Origin of the sequence: Bradyrhizobium sp. G127 (genome assembly GCF_021502575.1) — a bacterium.
Lineage (GTDB): Bacteria > Pseudomonadota > Alphaproteobacteria > Rhizobiales > Xanthobacteraceae > Afipia.
In genome coordinates, this window is sequence record NZ_JAKFGN010000001.1 from 1867485 (window position 1) to 1883896 (window position 16412).

The window sequence follows — 16412 nt, forward strand, 5'->3', positions numbered from 1 at the left end:
AATAATTCGGGTTCTTTTTATGCCGTCCCACGTGTCCACACCCCCGCGCCAGGAAGTCCGGACGTTCTGGACCGGTCCCGGTCTGAGCTATTACGAGCAGTTGTCGCTGAAAAGCGTCGTAGCATCCGGCGCTCGCGTCCTTGTTTATACCTATGACAAGGATCTCGTTGTGCCCGATGGTGTCGAAGTCGCCGACGCGGACGAGATTCTGTCGGGCCCGGTTCATCAGTTTCGCCATGCGAGCGGTGACAAGTCTTTCGCTCTTCACTCCGACCTGTTCAGATACCTCGCCGTCCATAAGTTCGGAGGCTGGTATATCGACCTCGATATTATTTTTCTGGGCCAGCAACTTCCGGCATCGAAAACGTATATCGCCTCCGAGCGCTGGGATTCCGTCAACGCCGCGGTGATGAAATTTCCGGAAAAATCTCCGGTGATGGCAGGAGCTATCGAAGAGGCGTGGCGCCTGTTACCGCAAGCCGGCATGGCGGCAACCGACGCGGCGCGTGTCGTCATCGGCCCCGCGCTTTTCACGCGCCTTGTATCTGAATACGCCCTGGATCATCTGATCCTTCCCAAATCCAGGGCGTATGAAATCCCTCACACGGAGGTGCTGGCTTTTTTTGATCCTGCACTTTGCGACAGCGTCGCGGAGCGCCTTGCCGGAAGCGACTTCACGCATCTGTGGAATGAAGCATGGCGGCTGTACCGTTTTCCGAAGAACTACGGGCCACCGGAAGGAAGCTTTCTCGACGTTCTCTTCAGGCGTTTTGAAATCGATGTTCCGGCGCGCGCGCGTTTGTCGTTCGAAGCTGTTGGAGCCTGGGTGCGTGAATACCGCGTACTCGAGGAACTGAAGACAAAGCTCGCGATCGACAAAATTCGCTATGACACGCTCGATCGTCTGGCGCAGTCGATAAAGGTCCACGGCTGGGAGCCGGGAATGCGCCTGTTTCATGAGGTTGAAGACAAGCAGCAAGCCCCCGCGCAACACGCCATTGCACGTGAACCGCAGACCGTCAGAACATTCTGGCATGGCACGGCCATGGGGCCATATCAGCTGATGTGCTTGCGGAGTTTTGTGGATCGCGGTCATCGTGTGGAGGTGTTCTCTTACAACGCCGACCTTGTTCTTCCGGACTGGATAGAGGTCAAGAGCGCCGAACGCATCATGGGGCGCGAGCGAATCCTTCGTCCGCTATCGGAGAATGGTCCGGTCGCAATTCACGCGAACCTGTTTCGCTATGCGCTGCTCCATCAGCTTGGAGGCTGGTGGATCGATCCGGACATCGTTCTGATGACGCCTGACCTTCCGCAGGAAGATGTTTTCATTCCCGGGCCCGATATATTTGGCCGCGTCCCGATGAGCGCACTTAAATTCCCCGCCGGTCATCCGTTGCTGGGGAATGCCGTCGCGATGACTGAAGCACTCGGCAATTCGCTTGAGGATTGGGAGAAATCCGGCTCCGCATTAATGAGCACCTTGCTCGATACCCACCAGATTGGCGGCTTTCGAAACCGGCAACCGCTTGGACCCCTATCTTGGGTTGAGGTGCCGGACTTGTTCAATCCAGAATGTGCGGAGGAATTGAATCGAAAGTGCAATGATTTCTGCTTTTTTCAGATTCACGACGAGGTTTGGCGCCGAGCAGGGGTGCCTCACAATCTGGCGCCCCCGGAAGGTTCTTTTCTGGCCTCTCTGCTGGCAAAGCACGAGACCGATGCGCGTTTTCCGGCACGAATGGCCTTCAACGAAGTGAACCGATGGATCGCTCACATGTACCAATGTATGCGTTACGGTTAGACGTAACCGCTAAACGGTCCCGACAGGGCGGCGGAGCTCGCATTCTTTTCTGCCATCTGTAGCAAATCGGCCACGGGAAGTGCCGGTTATACCGTTGATCGTGCAGGGTTTCCGTGGTTTTTGTCCGGGATTGATTGATTGGTGGGGTTTGAGAGTTATGTTTTTTCGCGTGCATGGAGCCTTGGCAAGTTTGCGATCGGGTATTTCACGCCCGCGAGGCTTGATGGTTATGTGCGCGCTCATGCTTGCGGTGCCGACTGATCGCGCATGGTCTCAGGATGCCGCCCAGCAGGACCAGCTCTTCCAGCAGATGGTTCGCAATCCGAAGAACCATGAACTGACATTCGAGTTCGTGAGAGTCGCGACGGTGCGAGGCGATTACGAAGCGGCGATCGGCGCCCTTGAACGCCTCCTGTTCTATAATCCCAAGCTCACCCGCGTGAAGTACGAGTTGGGCGCGCTGTATTTCCGGCTTGGCTCTTATGAAATGGCGCGTCGCTATTTCAAGGAAGCCCTCGCGAGTCCTGACATCGACGCCATCACGAAACAGCGCGTCGAAACCTATTTGCCTGATACCGAGAAGCAGCTTCAGCAGAGCCGGTTCTCCGGATTCGTGCAGACCGGCATACGTTCGCAGAGCAATGCGAGCTTCGCGCCCGGCGGCGGAGTTCTGCGCCTCGGCGGTCAGGATCTTGCTCTGCTCCCTACGGCCCGGCAGAAAAGCGACATCAACTGGTTTGGACTGGTGGGTCTGAGCCACGATTACGATCTTCAGAACCAGCGCGGCGACATTCTCGAAACGCGCGCGGTTGGTTATCTCACCGAGCAATCGCGTCTGAAAGATTTGAACGTCGGCTTTTTCGATGTCAGTTTCGGCCCGCGGCTGGCGCTGGCTCCGGAGCTTTTGCCGGGCGCAACAATCAAGCCATATGTCGTGGGCGGCAATACCTGGCTCGGCGGATACAACTATCTGTCCACTGTCGGCGCAGGCGTAGCGTTGAAGTTTCCGGTGAACGACCGGTTTTCCTTCGGCCCTGATTTCGAATGGCGCCGCGCCGAGTTCAAGACCGGTGATGTCGTCCCGGTGTCGGGTTTCAACACCGGCGACTGGTACACGACCAGTCTTTCGGCGAGCTGGAATATCGCGCAGCAGATCAAGCTCGACGCGCGGGGGCTTTACCGCCGGGGCGAATCCGCATTCGTGTTCCAGTCTTTCGACCAGTGGGCCATCGAGGCAGCGCTCACTCTGGAGTTCGCGCCTCCGGCGGATTGGATGTCGCGCAACTGGAGTATCGCGCCGTTCGTTCGCCGCATTGAAACCCATTTCGATGCGGCCAATCCGTTTATCGATCCGCTGACGGTTCGTAACGACGGCCAGTGGTCGGTGGGTGCGCTGTTCAATGCACCGATTACGAATACATTCGGTCTTTCGGCTGCCGTACAATACGACCGGACAAGTTCGTCATTGCCCAACTATCGCCTCGAGAACTTCTCCGTGATGTTCGGCCCGACGGCCCGATTCTGAGGTAGCACCAGATGTTTTTCAGAAAACCCGCATATCTCACGTCGCTGTTGACCGCGTGGCTATCGACGACGGCGTTGATCACACATGCAGATGCCCAGAATTCCGGGCGCGTCGGGGCGGTCAATCTCGAAGCAACAGGAACGCCGCCCGGCGCGTCTGCGCGTACACTCACGATCGGCACCAACGTTATCTACAAGGAGCGGGTGCAGACGTCGGCGCAAGGCTCGACGCAGATCATGTTCCCCGACACCTCGACACTGAACGTCGGCCGCAACAGCAATATCGTGATCGACGAGTACGTCTACGATCCGAATACCGGCACCGGCAAGATGGTGGCGACCGTCAGCAAGGGCGTGATGCGGTTCGTCGGCGGCCAGATCAGCCACACTGCAGGCGTGACCGTGAATACGCCAGTCGCAACGCTGGGCATTCGCGGCGGCGTGGCGACGGTGGTCTATCCGATTCCGCCTGGCTTCACCGGCTCCGATCCCAGGCTCGCGCAGGCCAAGGGCGAGATTGTCATCGGTCACGTCGGCTCGGTGGTCATCAAGAACAACACCGGTTCGGTGATTGTCCGGCCGGGCTATATGACGTGGGTGACGGGCCCGAACGATCCGATACCGGAGCCGTTCCCGATTCCGGATTTCCTGCTTCAGAAAATCATGGCGGTGCTGACAAGCGGGCAGGGGCAAACGGGCGGCGTGACGGATTTGCCGACCGATCAAATGGCAGCTCGTCTGGGCTTCGGTAAAACCATCGTCACCGATCCCGCGAAGCCGCCGGGGACCGATCCCCTCGGCTACTTCTCGATCTTTGATGGCGGCAACAACGTTGCCAAGAACAAGTCCCAGTCAAATCAGACAAACTCCGTCCAGACGCCTCCGCCGAATACGGGATGCGGCAGTTGTTATTCGGGTGGCGGATACTATTGAGTTTTATTGGGCGGCTGGCGGCAGGAACAGCGCATACGCTTCGCTGACCTGCTCGGCAATGAAGTCTGCGGTGACCCGCACGCGTGCGGTATTACGAAGGTCGCTGTGCAGCAGCAGCCAGAATGTCCGGATCAGGCGGAACGAGGGCAGGACCCGTACCAGCGTCGGCTCGTCCTTTGCGATGAAGCAGGGCAGCACGCAAAGACCGGCGCCTGCGATCGTGGAATTCAGTTGAGCGATGAGATTCGAGCTTTTGATCGCGGGGCGCAGGTCCGGGGATACGAAATGTGCATACTCCAGTTCAGGCGAGTAAATCAGGTCGTCGATGTACGAAATGAACCGGTGCGACGGCACGTCGGCGGCGGTTTTGACCGCGGGATTGTTGGCGACATATTCCCGTGATGCGTAAAGACCGAGCTCATAATCCGTCAGTTTGCGGGAATGCAGCCGTCCTTCGCTCGGCTGCGTCAGGCTGACCGCGATGTCGGCCTCGCGACGGGACAGGCTGAACTCGCGCGGCATCGCCACGAGTTCGATAGTGAGATCTGGATGCCGGTCGCAGAGTTCGCCGAGGCGCGGTGCGATGAATTTGGTGCCGAAGCCGTCGGGGGTGCCGATCCGCACCGCGCCGGTGGCTTCGAGTTTCGAATTGCCGATCGACTGCGCCGCGGAGGTCGCAAGCTGATCCATTTGCTCGGCCTTTTCCAGCAACCGTTCGCCGGCCTCAGTGAGGGACGATCCGCTGGTGCGGCGGTCGAACAGTTGAGCGCCGAGCGACGTCTCAAGCGCTGTGATGCGGCGGCTGAGGGTTGAATAGTCGACCTTCAGGCGCTTCGCCGCGGCCGTCATGCTGCCGGTGCGCGTAATGGCGAGAAATGATCGAACGAGATTCCAGTCAAACTGGTCGGGCATTGCGGCTGCTCTCGATAGCAGGCGAGGGCGAAACGCCCTGCCTGCATAGACTTGGGTAGTCCATCCTGCGCCTTCGGCCAAGGTTCATCTGGCGGGTCGAGGCATGTGCCGCGCCCCTTCCGTATTGACAGGGTTGCCTCCGCTCGCCTCTACTCCGGCCCCGACAGCATCCGCGCATTCGACGGTTGCAGCAAGAAAAAGGAGGAACGCGATGAAAAGCTTTAAGGTCGAAGAGTTCAATGGGCCCTTGAAGGAAGTAGACGTCGCGACTCCGCAGCCCACCGGTTCGCAGGTGCTGCTCAAGGTGAAGGCCGCCGGTGTCTGCCATAGCGATCTGCACATCTGGGAGGGCGGATACGAACTCGGCCATGGCCGCAAGCCGCTGTCGCTGAAGGATCGCGGCGTCTCCCTGCCGCTGACCATGGGACATGAGACGGTGGGCGAAGTTCTGGCATTCGGACCCGACGCCAAGGGCGTTGCGGTCGGCGACATCCGGCTGGTCTATCCCTGGCAGGGTTGCGGCAAGTGCGAGACTTGCGCGACCGGGGACGAGAACATGTGCATCGTCAAGCCGAGTTCGCTCGGTGTCTATTGCGACGGCGGATATGCAGATCACATCATGGTGCGTGATCCGCGCTATTTGCTCGACCTCAAAGGTCTCGATCCGGTAACGGCGGCGCCCTATGCCTGTTCAGGTGTGACGACTTACAGCGCGATCAAGAAAGTCCAAGACGTCTTCGACAAGCCCATCGTCATTTTTGGGGCGGGTGGGCTTGGCCTGATGGCGTTGACGCTTCTGAAAGCCATGGGCGGCAAGGGCGCCATCGTGGTTGATATCGATGCCGGCAAGCGCGAGGCGGCGGAGAAGGCGGGCGCGCTTGCAACGGTTGACGGCGCTGCGCCCGATGCCTTGCAGCAGATCATGACGAAGGCTGGAGCACCGATCCGCGGCGCGATCGACCTGGTTGGAAATTCAGCGACTGCCACGCTCGGCTTCGACTGCCTCACCAAGGGAGGCAAGCTGGTGATGGTCGGCCTGTTCGGCGGCGGTGCACCGTGGGCGCTTCCGCTCATCGCCATGAAGGCCATTACCATTCAAGGAAGCTATGTCGGCAGCTTGAGCGAAACGCAGGAACTGATCGATCTGGTCCGCGACAAGAAGATTGCTCCGATTCCGGTCACGACGCGGCCGCTGAATCAGGTCGATGCGGCGTTGCGAGACCTGAAGAACGGCAAGCTCGTCGGCCGCGCTGTGCTGGTGCCCTAGGCACCGGCGTTCTGGCAGTGTGCTAGTGCGCCAGCACGCCGAAATAGGCCCAAGCGATAATGGCCAGCGCGACGACTGCGGACACGACAATTCTGGCCATCGAAAATCCCTGCGTGTGAGTCTTATTTCGGCGGACGGACGAGCGGCAGCTCGACCAGCGATATATCCGAGTTTTGCGGGTCAGGACGGATTCCAAATCCAAGCTGCCGGCACATATCCAGCATCGGTGTATTCCGGCTCAGCACCTGACCATGGATGGATGGCACGCCTTCAGCGCGCCCGTACTCGATAATCATCTTCATCAGCATCGAGCCAAGGCCAATGCCCTTGAGATCGGACCGGATGAGGATGGCATATTCGGCGCTGGAGAAATCCGCTTCCGTGTGCAGGCGAACCACGCCAAGCATTTTGCCGGTGGTCTCCTCGATGGCAATGAAGGCCATCGCACGCGAGTAATCGAGTTGCGTCAAACGCGCGATGAACGGATGCGTCAGTTCCTTCATCGCCGAGAAGAACCGCAATCGGACGTCTTCCGGGCTGACATGCGCGAAAAATTCCGGATACAGATGCTCATCTTCGGGCCGCACCGGACGCACGAAGATGGCCCTGTTGTCCTTGAGCGCGGTGTGGCGCTCCCATTCCTTCGGATAGGGCCGGATCGCGAAACGATAGTGGCCGGAGCCGCGGACCGTCTCGCTCAGCGGCGCTATCGTAGCTTGGGCGTCCACAGCGATTACGCCATCCTTGTCGGCCAGCAGCGGGTTAATGTCGAGTTCGCGGATTTGCGGCAGATCGGCAGCCATCTGCGCCAGCTTGACCAGCAGCAGTGCGACTGCGCCTTCATCAGCCGCCGCAACATCGCGATAGCTTTTGAGAATGCGTGATACGCGGGTGCGCGCGATCAGGTCGCGCGCAAGATTGAGATCGAGCGGCGGCAATGCCAGCGCCTTGTCGTTGATGACTTCCACGGCGGTGCCGCCGCGTCCGAACACCACGACCGGACCGAAGGTCGGATCGTCGGCAAGACCCGCGATCAGCTCGCGCGCGCGTGGGCGCAAGATCATCGGATGAATCGTGACGCCGTCGATCCGGGCTTTCGGTCTCATCTTGCGGGCGCGCTGCAGGATATCGTCCGTGGCGTCATGGACTGCGCGTTCGCTGGTCAGGTTCAAGCGCACGCCGCCGACATCCGACTTGTTGAGAATGTCGGGCGAACTGATCTTCACGACGACTGTCTTGCCTGCTGCCAGGATAGGTGTCGCAGCGCGCGCCGCCTGATCCGGATCGCGCGCCAGCACGGCGGAGGCAATCGGGATCGCATAGGCCGCGAACAGTTCGTTGATCTCCATCGGATTGAGCCAGCCGCGTTTTTCGTCCAGCGCGTTCTGGATGATCGCGCGCCCGGCAGCAACGTCGGGGGCGAAGTCTTCCGGAAGGCTGGGTGGCGTCTGCATCGCTACGTCGAGACCTTCGCGATAGCGAACGATGTGCATGAAGCCGCGCACGGCGTCCGCCTCGCTTGAGAAATGCGGAATGCCTGCTTCGCCGAAGACGGCAGCGGCAGGTCCATTGTCGCCGACCCATGTGGTGAATACGGGTTTGCGCGAATAGGTCTCCGCGCGATGCTTCTTGACTGCGGCGACGACGGACTGCGCGCTTTCGACAGAGGAGGCCAGCGTGTTGGGTGAGTTCATGATGAGGACGGCGTTGTTGGCGGTGTCGCCCAGTACCCGCTCGCAAGCCTGCGCGTAGCGGTCGCCATCTGCGTCGCCGAGAATATCAACCGGATTTGCGCCCGACCATCGCTCCGGCAAAACCTTGTCGAGGCTTTTCTTGACGTCTTCCGAAATCCCGGCGAGTTCACCGCCGAGGTCGATCAGCCGATCCACCGCGAGCACGCCGAGACCTCCGCCATTGGAAACGATCGCAAGCCGATGACCATGGGACGATTGCAGATGTCCGAGTGTTTCGGCTGCGGAAAATAGTTCATCTAGATCGAGCACGCGCAGCAAGCCGGCCCGCCGGAAGGCCGCATCGTAGACGGCATCCGAGCCGGCCAGCGCGCCCGTATGGGTCGCCGCCGCGCGCGCGCCCTGGGTGTGACGTCCCGACTTGATGACGACCACGGGCTTGACGCGGGCCGCGGCGCGCGCCGCCGACATGAACTTCCGAACGTCGCTGATCGACTCGATGTAGAGCAGGATGGCGCGTGTATCAGTATCGAGCGCGAAATAGTCGAGCAGGTCGCCGAAATCGACGTCGAGGTTTTCGCCCGTCGAGACGATGGCGGAGAATCCCACGTTCCGATTCGCAGCCCATTCGACGAGGGCGGTGGAGATTGCGCCGGATTGCGAGATCAGCGCGAGATCACCTGTCTGCGGGAGGCGCGACGCGAAGCTAGCGTTCAACTTGATGCGCGGAATGAGAACGCCGAGCGCCGGACCGATCAACCGCAAGCCGGTCTTTCGCGCGGTCTGCGCAATCGCCTCCGTATAGGATCCCGTGCCGAGGCCGAGACCGGCAGAGAGCACCATCGCGGCCGGATAGCCGCGTGCGCCTGCATTTTTCACAATGCCCTGGATGAGCGGTGGCGGCGTCGAGATGATCGTGAGATCCGGCGTCTGCGGAATATCCTTGATGTCGCGGAGCGTCTTGATGCCCTCGATCTCGGAATGCTTCGGGTTGATGACATAAATCGGGCCGCTGAAGCCGCCCGCGAGCAGGTTGCGCAGCGTCGCGCCGCCGACCGATGCGTGTTTCGGGCTTCCGCCGATCAGTGCGATCGAGCGCGGCGCAAAGAGGTGGTCGAGACGGTAAGTGCTCATGAAGGATCAACGGTTCCGGGCATCGTCGGTCGCAGGCTATCGCAAGTGGGGAGTAAATGTGCCCGTCATGGGGCCAGCTCTCGGGCATGAGGTCGCATGCCACGAATCCGGCCGCCACCATGTTCCGGATGATGGTGCAGAGCAATAAAATTCACCAACATGTCCTGAAGCGATGCTTTTCATCCAAAGCAGATTGGCACGAGACCCAACATGCTTCTAGACTGGTCATCGTTGCTTCTGTGGAAGGCAGCCGGACTATGCGTGAAATGTATGTTTTTCGTTCTGGCAGGTCGCGATGACAGTTAACGAGAGCTACCTTGCCGAAAAAGGCCGCCTGCGTCCGCCGCATCTCGGATTGTTTCTTGCCGAGGGCCGGGGGCTGCTTGAACTGAATGCAACTCTGCTGCTTTCGCCCGCGCTTTTGACGGCTCCACGCGGCGACGGTCATCCTGTTCTGGTATTGCCCGGCCTCCTGGCGAGCGACGTCTCCACCCTCATTCTGCGGCGCTATCTCGATTTGCTTGGATTCTCGACCCATCCGTGGGGGTTCGGCCGTAACGTCGGTGGCGTTTACAGCATGCGCGAAAAGCTGGGCAAGCTGCTTGAAAGCGTTCACGCCGCCACCGGCCGCAAGGTCAGTCTGGTCGGCTGGAGTCTTGGCGGTGTCTATGCCCGGGATCTCGCTCTGCGTATGCCCGACAAGGTTCGCTATGTGGTGACGCTGGGCTCGCCGTTTGCCGGCGACGTCACGGCGACAAACGCCAGACGCGTTTACGAGATGGTGTCGGGTGAAACCATCCAGGACGCCGATCTGAAAGACATTCAGGCGCTGGCCGGCGATTTGCCGGTGCCGACATCCTCACTCTATACGCGCACCGATGGCGTCGTGAACTGGCGGACATGTCTCGTCAACGAATCCGACAGTGCGGAAAATATCGAGATCACGCTCGCCAGTCACATCGGGATCGGGGTGAATCCCGCTGCGTTGTGGGCTGTCGCCGATCGTCTCGCTCAGCCGGAAAGCCAGTTTCATCCGTTCGATCGTTCCGGGCCGTTCGCCCTGGCCTATGCCCGTCCGGAGAAAGTTCGCGCCTAACAACACTGCTGCCGAATGAGAAGCGCCAAAAGGCGATAGCGGCAATCAGATCACGAAGCTGGAATGCGGACAGGATAGTCCCGGGCGTCGTGATCTCGCTGAAACGGGAGGGCTACATGAGTCACGCCAAAAAGCTGTCCTCGATGGACGCGTCGTTTCTCTATCTCGAAACTCCCGAGATGCCGATGCATGTCGGGAGCATGGCGATCTTCAAGCTGAAGGATGGCTATCAGGGGAACTTCTTCGAAGACTTCAAGAAGATGATAGCCGACCGGATTCATGTCGCGCCGATCCTGAAAGCGCGGCTGGAAAAGGCGCCTCTCGACATCGACAATCCGAGCTGGGTCGAAGACGACCAGTTCGATATCAATCGCCACATTTTCCGCGCCAGTCTTCCGGCACCGGCCGACCGCAAGATTTTGGAGCAGACCGTCGGCTGGATGCACGCCAAGCTGTTGAACCGTGCGCGTCCGTTGTGGGAATTCTATGTTTTCGAAGGCATGAAAGATAACGAGGTCGGGCTGTACTCGAAGATGCACCATGCCTGCATCGACGGCGGCGCGGGTGCGGCGCTGACAAACATGATCTACGACATTACGCCGGTGCCGCGCGAATTTCCAAAAGTCGCCGCGGTCAATAAACCTGCAAATGAACCGCGCGACATCGCAACCAACATTCTGGATTCCTATTCACAGCTCTGGCGTCAGCCGCTTGATGCGACCAAGGCCAAGAGCTTCGATCTGCCGCGGAGTGGCAAGAGCGACATCGGCTCGATTCTGTTCGACAATGCAATGTATCAGCTCGAGTCTGGGATGCGAATGCTGGGCAATGTGCCGGATACGGTGAAGAGCGTTCGTGACATGGTCGCCAAAGTATCCGACCCGAAGGCGCGCGAGAGCCTCGCAAATATGGTGTCGCCGTCGACGATACTCAACAAGTCGATCTCTTCGGAACGCAGTTTCGCAGGTGTGTCGGTATCGCTGCCTGAAGCCAAAGCGCTTGCCAAACAGGCTGGCGGCAAGCTCAATGACGTAGTGATGGCATTGTCCAGCGGCGTACTCCGCCGCTATCTACTGGAGCAGGGCGGTTTGCCGAGCCGCTCACTGACGGCGGCCGTGCCGATTTCACTGCGGGAGGAAGGCAACACCGACGCCAACAACCAGGTGTTCGGCATGATCTGTTCGCTGGCGACCAATGTCGAAGACCCCAAGGAGCGTCTTGAAGCGATCATTGCGCAATCGGCCAAATCCAAGGAAATGTCGCATCCGCTGCGTGCGTTGATGCCGTCGATTTCGAACATCTCGATGCTGGGTGCGCCCTTGATGATTCAGGTTCTGGCTCTGCTGTACAGCCGCTCGAATCTCTCAGATGTGCTGCCGCCGTCTGCCAACGTCACGATCTCGAATGTCCCCGGGCCGCGGCAGACACTTTATGCGGTGGGCGCGGAATTGCTGCATATCTTCCCGGTCTCGATTTCGACTCACGGCCTTGCGCTCAACATCACGGTGCAGAGCTATCGCGATCAGCTTGATTTTGGCTTCATTGCGGGGGCCAATATCATTCCGCATGTGGAGAATCTGGCCGACATGCTGCCGAAGGAGTTCGAAATTCTGGCCGCGGCCTATGCATCGCCCAAAAACCGTGCAAGCGCTGCAAGCTGACGCATGATGCCTGCGATGATCGACATGCCGCCGCTTCAGTATGCCAATGTGAATGGCATACGCATGGGCTTCTATGAAGCCGGTCCCAAGTCTGACAAACCGCCGCTGGTGCTGTGTCACGGGTGGCCGGAGATCGCTTTTTCCTGGCGCCACCAGATCAAGACCCTGAGCGAGGCGGGTATCCGGGTGATTGCGCCGGATCAGCGCGGCTACGGGGCGACGGATCGCCCCGAGCCGGTGGAAGCCTATGATATCGAGAACCTGACCGCTGATCTGATTGGACTTCTCGATTATCTCAACATCGACAAGGCGATCTTCGTCGGCCACGACTGGGGCGGGTTCATCGTCTGGCAAATGCCGCTGCGCTATCCATCGCGTGTCGCCGGCGTCATCGGCGTTAATACGCCGCACACGCCACGCACCGCCACCGATCCGATTGCGTTGCTGCGCCAGCGCTACGGCGATCACCTCTATATTGTGCAATTTCAGCACCCCGCGCGGGAGCCGGACAAGATTTTTGCCGACAATGTCGAAAAGACGTTCGATTTCTTCATGCGCAAGCCGATGCCGCAGAAGAAGTTATCGACAGCGGACGTCGGTGCCGGGCCGCCCGCGGCGGGTCTCGGCGCCTCGTCAAAGCTGAACATGGCGTTTCCGCAGATGGTCGCCGGCTACGATGCCAAGCTCGATCCGCGCGAGAAGATATTGTCGCCGGAAGAGATGAAGGTCTTCGTCGATACGTTCCGGATATCGGGTTTTACCGGCGGCATCAATTGGTACCGCAACATGACCCGCAACTGGGAACGCTCGGCACATATCGATCACACCGTGCGCGTGCCATCGCTGATGATCATGGCCGAGAACGATGCGGTGCTTCCGCCGTCGGCCTGCGACGGGATGGAGAATATCGTTCCGGACCTTGAAAAATACATGGTCAGGGACAGCGGCCACTGGACCCAGCAGGAGCAGCCTGACGAGGTCAGCGCGAGGATTCTGGATTGGCGCAGGCGGCGGTTCGGCTGATCGGGTTGCCGCACATCCTCGCTCCGGAAGTCTTTGCAAAACATCCACGAGAACAGTAGCTTGGAGTCAAAGCTCCGGCACAGAACCGGACATCAACGATCACGTGGGGGAGAACCTGAGCGATGGCGTCCCAGAACAAATTGAATCCGATTCCGCACCCGCCGAAGAAGCCGGTGGTCGGCAATATGCTGTCGCTGGATTCCACCGCGCCGGTGCAGGATCTGGTGCGGAAAATGAAGGAGCTCGGGCCGATCTTCTGGCTCGACATGATGGGTCAGCCGCTGGTGATCGTCGGCGGATACGATCTCGTCAACGAATTAAGCGACGAAAAGCGTTTCGACAAGGCGGTGCGCGGCGCGCTGCGCCGGGTGCGCGCGATCGGCGGCGATGGCCTGTTCACCGCCGACACCAAGGAGCCGAACTGGAGCAAGGCCCACAACATCCTGCTGTCGCCATTCGGCGGCCGGGCGATGCAGTCCTATCACCCGATGATGGTCGATATTGCCGAGCAGTTGGTCAAGAAATGGGAACGGCTGAATGCCGACGACGAGATCGATGTCGTCCACGACATGACGGCGCTGACGCTGGATACCATCGGCCTGTGCGGCTTCGACTATCGATTCAATTCGTTTTATCGCGAGGACTATCATCCGTTTGTGGGAGCGCTGGTGCGCTCGCTCGAAACCATCATGATGACGCGAGGACTTCCGCTCGAAGGCCTGTTCATGCGCGCGCGGCGCACCGACCTCGCGGCCGACGTCACATTCATGAACAAGATGGTGGACGAGATCGTTGCCGAACGGCGTAAGAATGCGGAGGCTGCCGCAAACGCAAAGGACATGCTCAACGCCATGATGACCGGCGTCGACAAGGTCACCGGCGAGCAGCTCGACGACGTCAACATCCGTTACCAGATCAACACGTTCCTGATTGCGGGCCACGAGACCACCAGCGGTCTGCTGTCCTGCGCGCTCTACGCCATGCTCAAACATCCGGAAGTGCTGAAGAAGGCATATGAAGAAGTCGATCGCGTTCTCGGTGCGGATGTCGATGCGAAGCCAACCTTCCAGCAGGTCACGCAGCTTCACTACATTTCGCAAATCCTGAAAGAATCGCTTCGGATGTGGCCGCCTGCGCCGGCCTATGGCGTTTCGCCGCTGAAGGACGAGACCATCGGCGGAAAGTACAAGCTCAGAAAGGGCACCTTCGTCACCGTGCTGGTGATGGCGCTGCATCGCGATCCAAAGGTGTGGGGACCAAATCCGGATGTCTTTAATCCGGAGAATTTCAGCCGCGAAGCTGAGTCGAAGCGTCCCGCCAATGCCTGGAAGCCGTTCGGTAACGGCCAGCGCGCCTGCATCGGCCGCGGCTTCGCCATGCATGAGGCCGCATTGGCGCTCGGCATGATCCTGCAGCGCTTCAAGCTGATTGATCACACGCGCTACCAGATGCATTTGAAGGAAACGCTGACGATCAAGCCGGATGGCTTCAAGATCAAGGTGCGGGCGCGTTCCGATCAGGATCGCACCATCGTCGCGAACCGGCCCGGCACGGCAGTAGCGGAGGGTGCGGGGTCGACGGCGCCCGCGCGGGTTCGCCCCGGCCACAACACGCCACTGCTCATTCTCTACGGCTCTAACCTCGGTACGGCCGAGGATCTGGCGCATCGCGTGGCGGATCTCGCGGAGGTCAACGGCTTCGCGACCAAGCTTGCGCCGCTCGATGATTACGTCGGCAATCTGAAGGATCAGGGCGGCGTCATCATTTTCTGCGCATCGTACAACGGCGCGCCGCCCGACAACGCCACGCAATTCGTCCAGTGGCTGAACAGCGACCTGCCGAAGGATGCTTTCGATGGCGTGCGCTACGCTGTGTTCGGCTGCGGCAACAGCGACTGGCTGGCGACGTATCAGTCGATTCCGCGCCTGATCGACGAACGGCTTGCGATGCATGGAGGCAAGGCAGCTGTTGCACGCGGAGAGGGCGATGCCCGCGACGACCTCGAAGGACAGTTCGAGAAATGGTTCGCATCGTTGCGCGCCATTGCTGTCCAGGAGTTTGGCGTCGATACCGGTTTCAGCCGCCACGCCAATGACGAGCCGCTCTACAAGGTCGAGCCGGTTGCGCCCAGCGTGGTCAACACGGTGGCTGCGTCCGGCGGCGCGGTGCTGGTCAAGGTTCTGGTCAACGAGGAATTGCAGAAGAGGTCGGGTGCCAATCCGTCGGCGCGCTCGACCCGGCATATCGAAGTCGAATTGCCCGAGAATGTCACCTACCGCGTCGGCGATCATCTCAGCGTCGTTCCGCGCAACGATCCGGCTCTGGTGGATGCGGTCGCGCGCCGGTTCGGGTTTCTTCCGGCGGATCAGGTGCGACTACAGGTGGCTGCTGGCCGCCGCGCGCAGTTGCCTGTCGATAACGCGGTATCCGTCGGCCGATTGCTGACCGAGTTCGTTGAATTACAGCAGGTCGCAACCCGCAAGCAAATCCAGATCATGTCGGAGCACACCCGCTGCCCGATGACAAAGCCGAAGCTCGAAGCTCTGATCGGCGATGATCCGGCTTCAACAGAACTCTATCGTTCGGAAATCCTGGCCAAGCGGAAGTCGGTCTACAATCTGCTGGAGGAGCATCCGGCGTGCGAGTTGCCGTTCCATACCTATCTGGAAATGCTCTCGCTGCTGTCGCCGCGTTACTATTCAATTTCCTCGTCCCCCGCTGTCCTCGGCGCTTCGAAATGCAGCGTGACCGTGGGCGTGGTCGATGCTCCGTCGATCTCCGGGCGCGGCATTTACAAGGGGGTCTGTTCGAATTATCTCGCCAGCCGCCGCGCGGGCGATGTGGTCTATGCGACGGTGCGCGAAACCAAGGCGGGCTTTCGCCTGCCGGAGAATCCCGCGACGCCGATCGTCATGGTCGGCCCCGGCACGGGTCTGGCGCCGTTCCGCGGTTTCCTTCAGGAGCGCGCGGCGATGAAAGCCAATGGGCAATCGCTCGGTGCGTCGATGCTGTTCTTCGGCTGCCGGCATCCCGAGCAGGATTTTCTGTATGCCGACGAACTCAAGGGATTCTCGGAGCAGGGTATCACGGAGCTGCACGTTGCGTTCTCGCGGACGGATACGCCGAAGAGCTATGTGCAGGATTTGATCGCGGCGCAGAAAGACAAGGTCTGGAAACTGATCGAAGCCGGCGCGATCATTTTTGTCTGCGGTGACGGCAGCAAGATGGAGCCGGACGTCAAGCGCGTGCTGACGAACATTTATCGCGAGCGAACTGGTGCTGATGAGACATCCGCGCTCGGCTGGATCGATACTATGGGAACACAGAACCGCTACGTGCTGGATGTGTGGGCGGGGAACTGAGTTTC

The 16412-nt window shown here is 59.9% G+C and carries 10 protein-coding genes; 8 read left to right on the forward strand and 2 right to left on the reverse strand.

Going from position 1 to position 16412, the window contains the following annotated elements; genetic code table 11:
• Positions 1-31: 31 nt before the first annotated feature.
• The 3 genes from LVY71_RS08855 (at position 32) to LVY71_RS08865 (ending at position 4261) form a co-directional block, all read left to right on the forward strand.
• Complete coding sequence (locus LVY71_RS08855) at positions 32-1804, forward strand: glycosyltransferase (RefSeq protein WP_235099422.1); 1773 nt, start codon at positions 32-34, stop codon at positions 1802-1804.
• Positions 1805-2033: 229 nt separating this feature from the next.
• The gene (locus LVY71_RS08860) at positions 2034-3329 is read left to right on the forward strand and encodes a tetratricopeptide repeat protein (RefSeq protein ID WP_235099423.1); all 1296 of its coding nucleotides are present in this window, start codon (positions 2034-2036) and stop codon (positions 3327-3329) included.
• A gap of 11 nt (positions 3330-3340) precedes the next feature.
• Positions 3341-4261, forward strand: a complete 921-nt coding sequence (locus tag LVY71_RS08865) for a FecR family protein (protein WP_235099424.1) — start codon at positions 3341-3343, stop codon at positions 4259-4261.
• 3 nt (positions 4262-4264) lie between these two features.
• On the opposite strand, the gene LVY71_RS08870 is transcribed toward LVY71_RS08865, so the two are convergent.
• Entirely contained in the window at positions 4265-5173 is a 909-nt protein-coding gene (locus LVY71_RS08870; protein WP_235099425.1) for a LysR family transcriptional regulator, read from the reverse strand.
• Positions 5174-5384: 211 nt separating this feature from the next.
• Between LVY71_RS08870 and LVY71_RS08875 the strand changes: the two genes are divergently transcribed.
• Positions 5385-6440, forward strand: coding sequence for an alcohol dehydrogenase (locus LVY71_RS08875; RefSeq protein WP_235099426.1), 1056 nt, complete (start codon positions 5385-5387; stop codon positions 6438-6440).
• 122 nt (positions 6441-6562) lie between these two features.
• Here LVY71_RS08875 and LVY71_RS08880 read toward each other — a convergent pair whose 3' ends face one another.
• The gene (locus LVY71_RS08880; RefSeq protein ID WP_235099427.1) at positions 6563-9265 is read right to left on the reverse strand and encodes a bifunctional acetate--CoA ligase family protein/GNAT family N-acetyltransferase; all 2703 of its coding nucleotides are present in this window, start codon (positions 9263-9265) and stop codon (positions 6563-6565) included.
• Positions 9266-9560: 295 nt separating this feature from the next.
• Here LVY71_RS08880 and LVY71_RS08885 point away from each other — a divergent pair, with 295 nt between their 5' ends.
• The 4 genes from LVY71_RS08885 (at position 9561) to LVY71_RS08900 (ending at position 16407) form a co-directional block, all read left to right on the forward strand.
• A complete protein-coding gene (locus tag LVY71_RS08885) occupies positions 9561-10361 on the forward strand; it encodes an esterase/lipase family protein (RefSeq protein ID WP_235099428.1) in 801 nt (266 codons plus the stop codon).
• Positions 10362-10477: 116 nt separating this feature from the next.
• On the forward strand, positions 10478-12022 hold the full coding sequence (locus LVY71_RS08890; RefSeq protein WP_235099429.1) for a WS/DGAT/MGAT family O-acyltransferase: 1545 nt from the start codon (positions 10478-10480) through the stop codon (positions 12020-12022).
• A 15-nt stretch (positions 12023-12037) separates the two neighbouring features.
• On the forward strand, positions 12038-13045 hold the full coding sequence (locus tag LVY71_RS08895; protein WP_235099430.1) for an alpha/beta fold hydrolase: 1008 nt from the start codon (positions 12038-12040) through the stop codon (positions 13043-13045).
• Positions 13046-13167: 122 nt separating this feature from the next.
• Entirely contained in the window at positions 13168-16407 is a 3240-nt protein-coding gene (locus LVY71_RS08900) for a bifunctional cytochrome P450/NADPH--P450 reductase (RefSeq protein ID WP_235099431.1), read from the forward strand.
• Positions 16408-16412 lie beyond the last annotated feature (5 nt).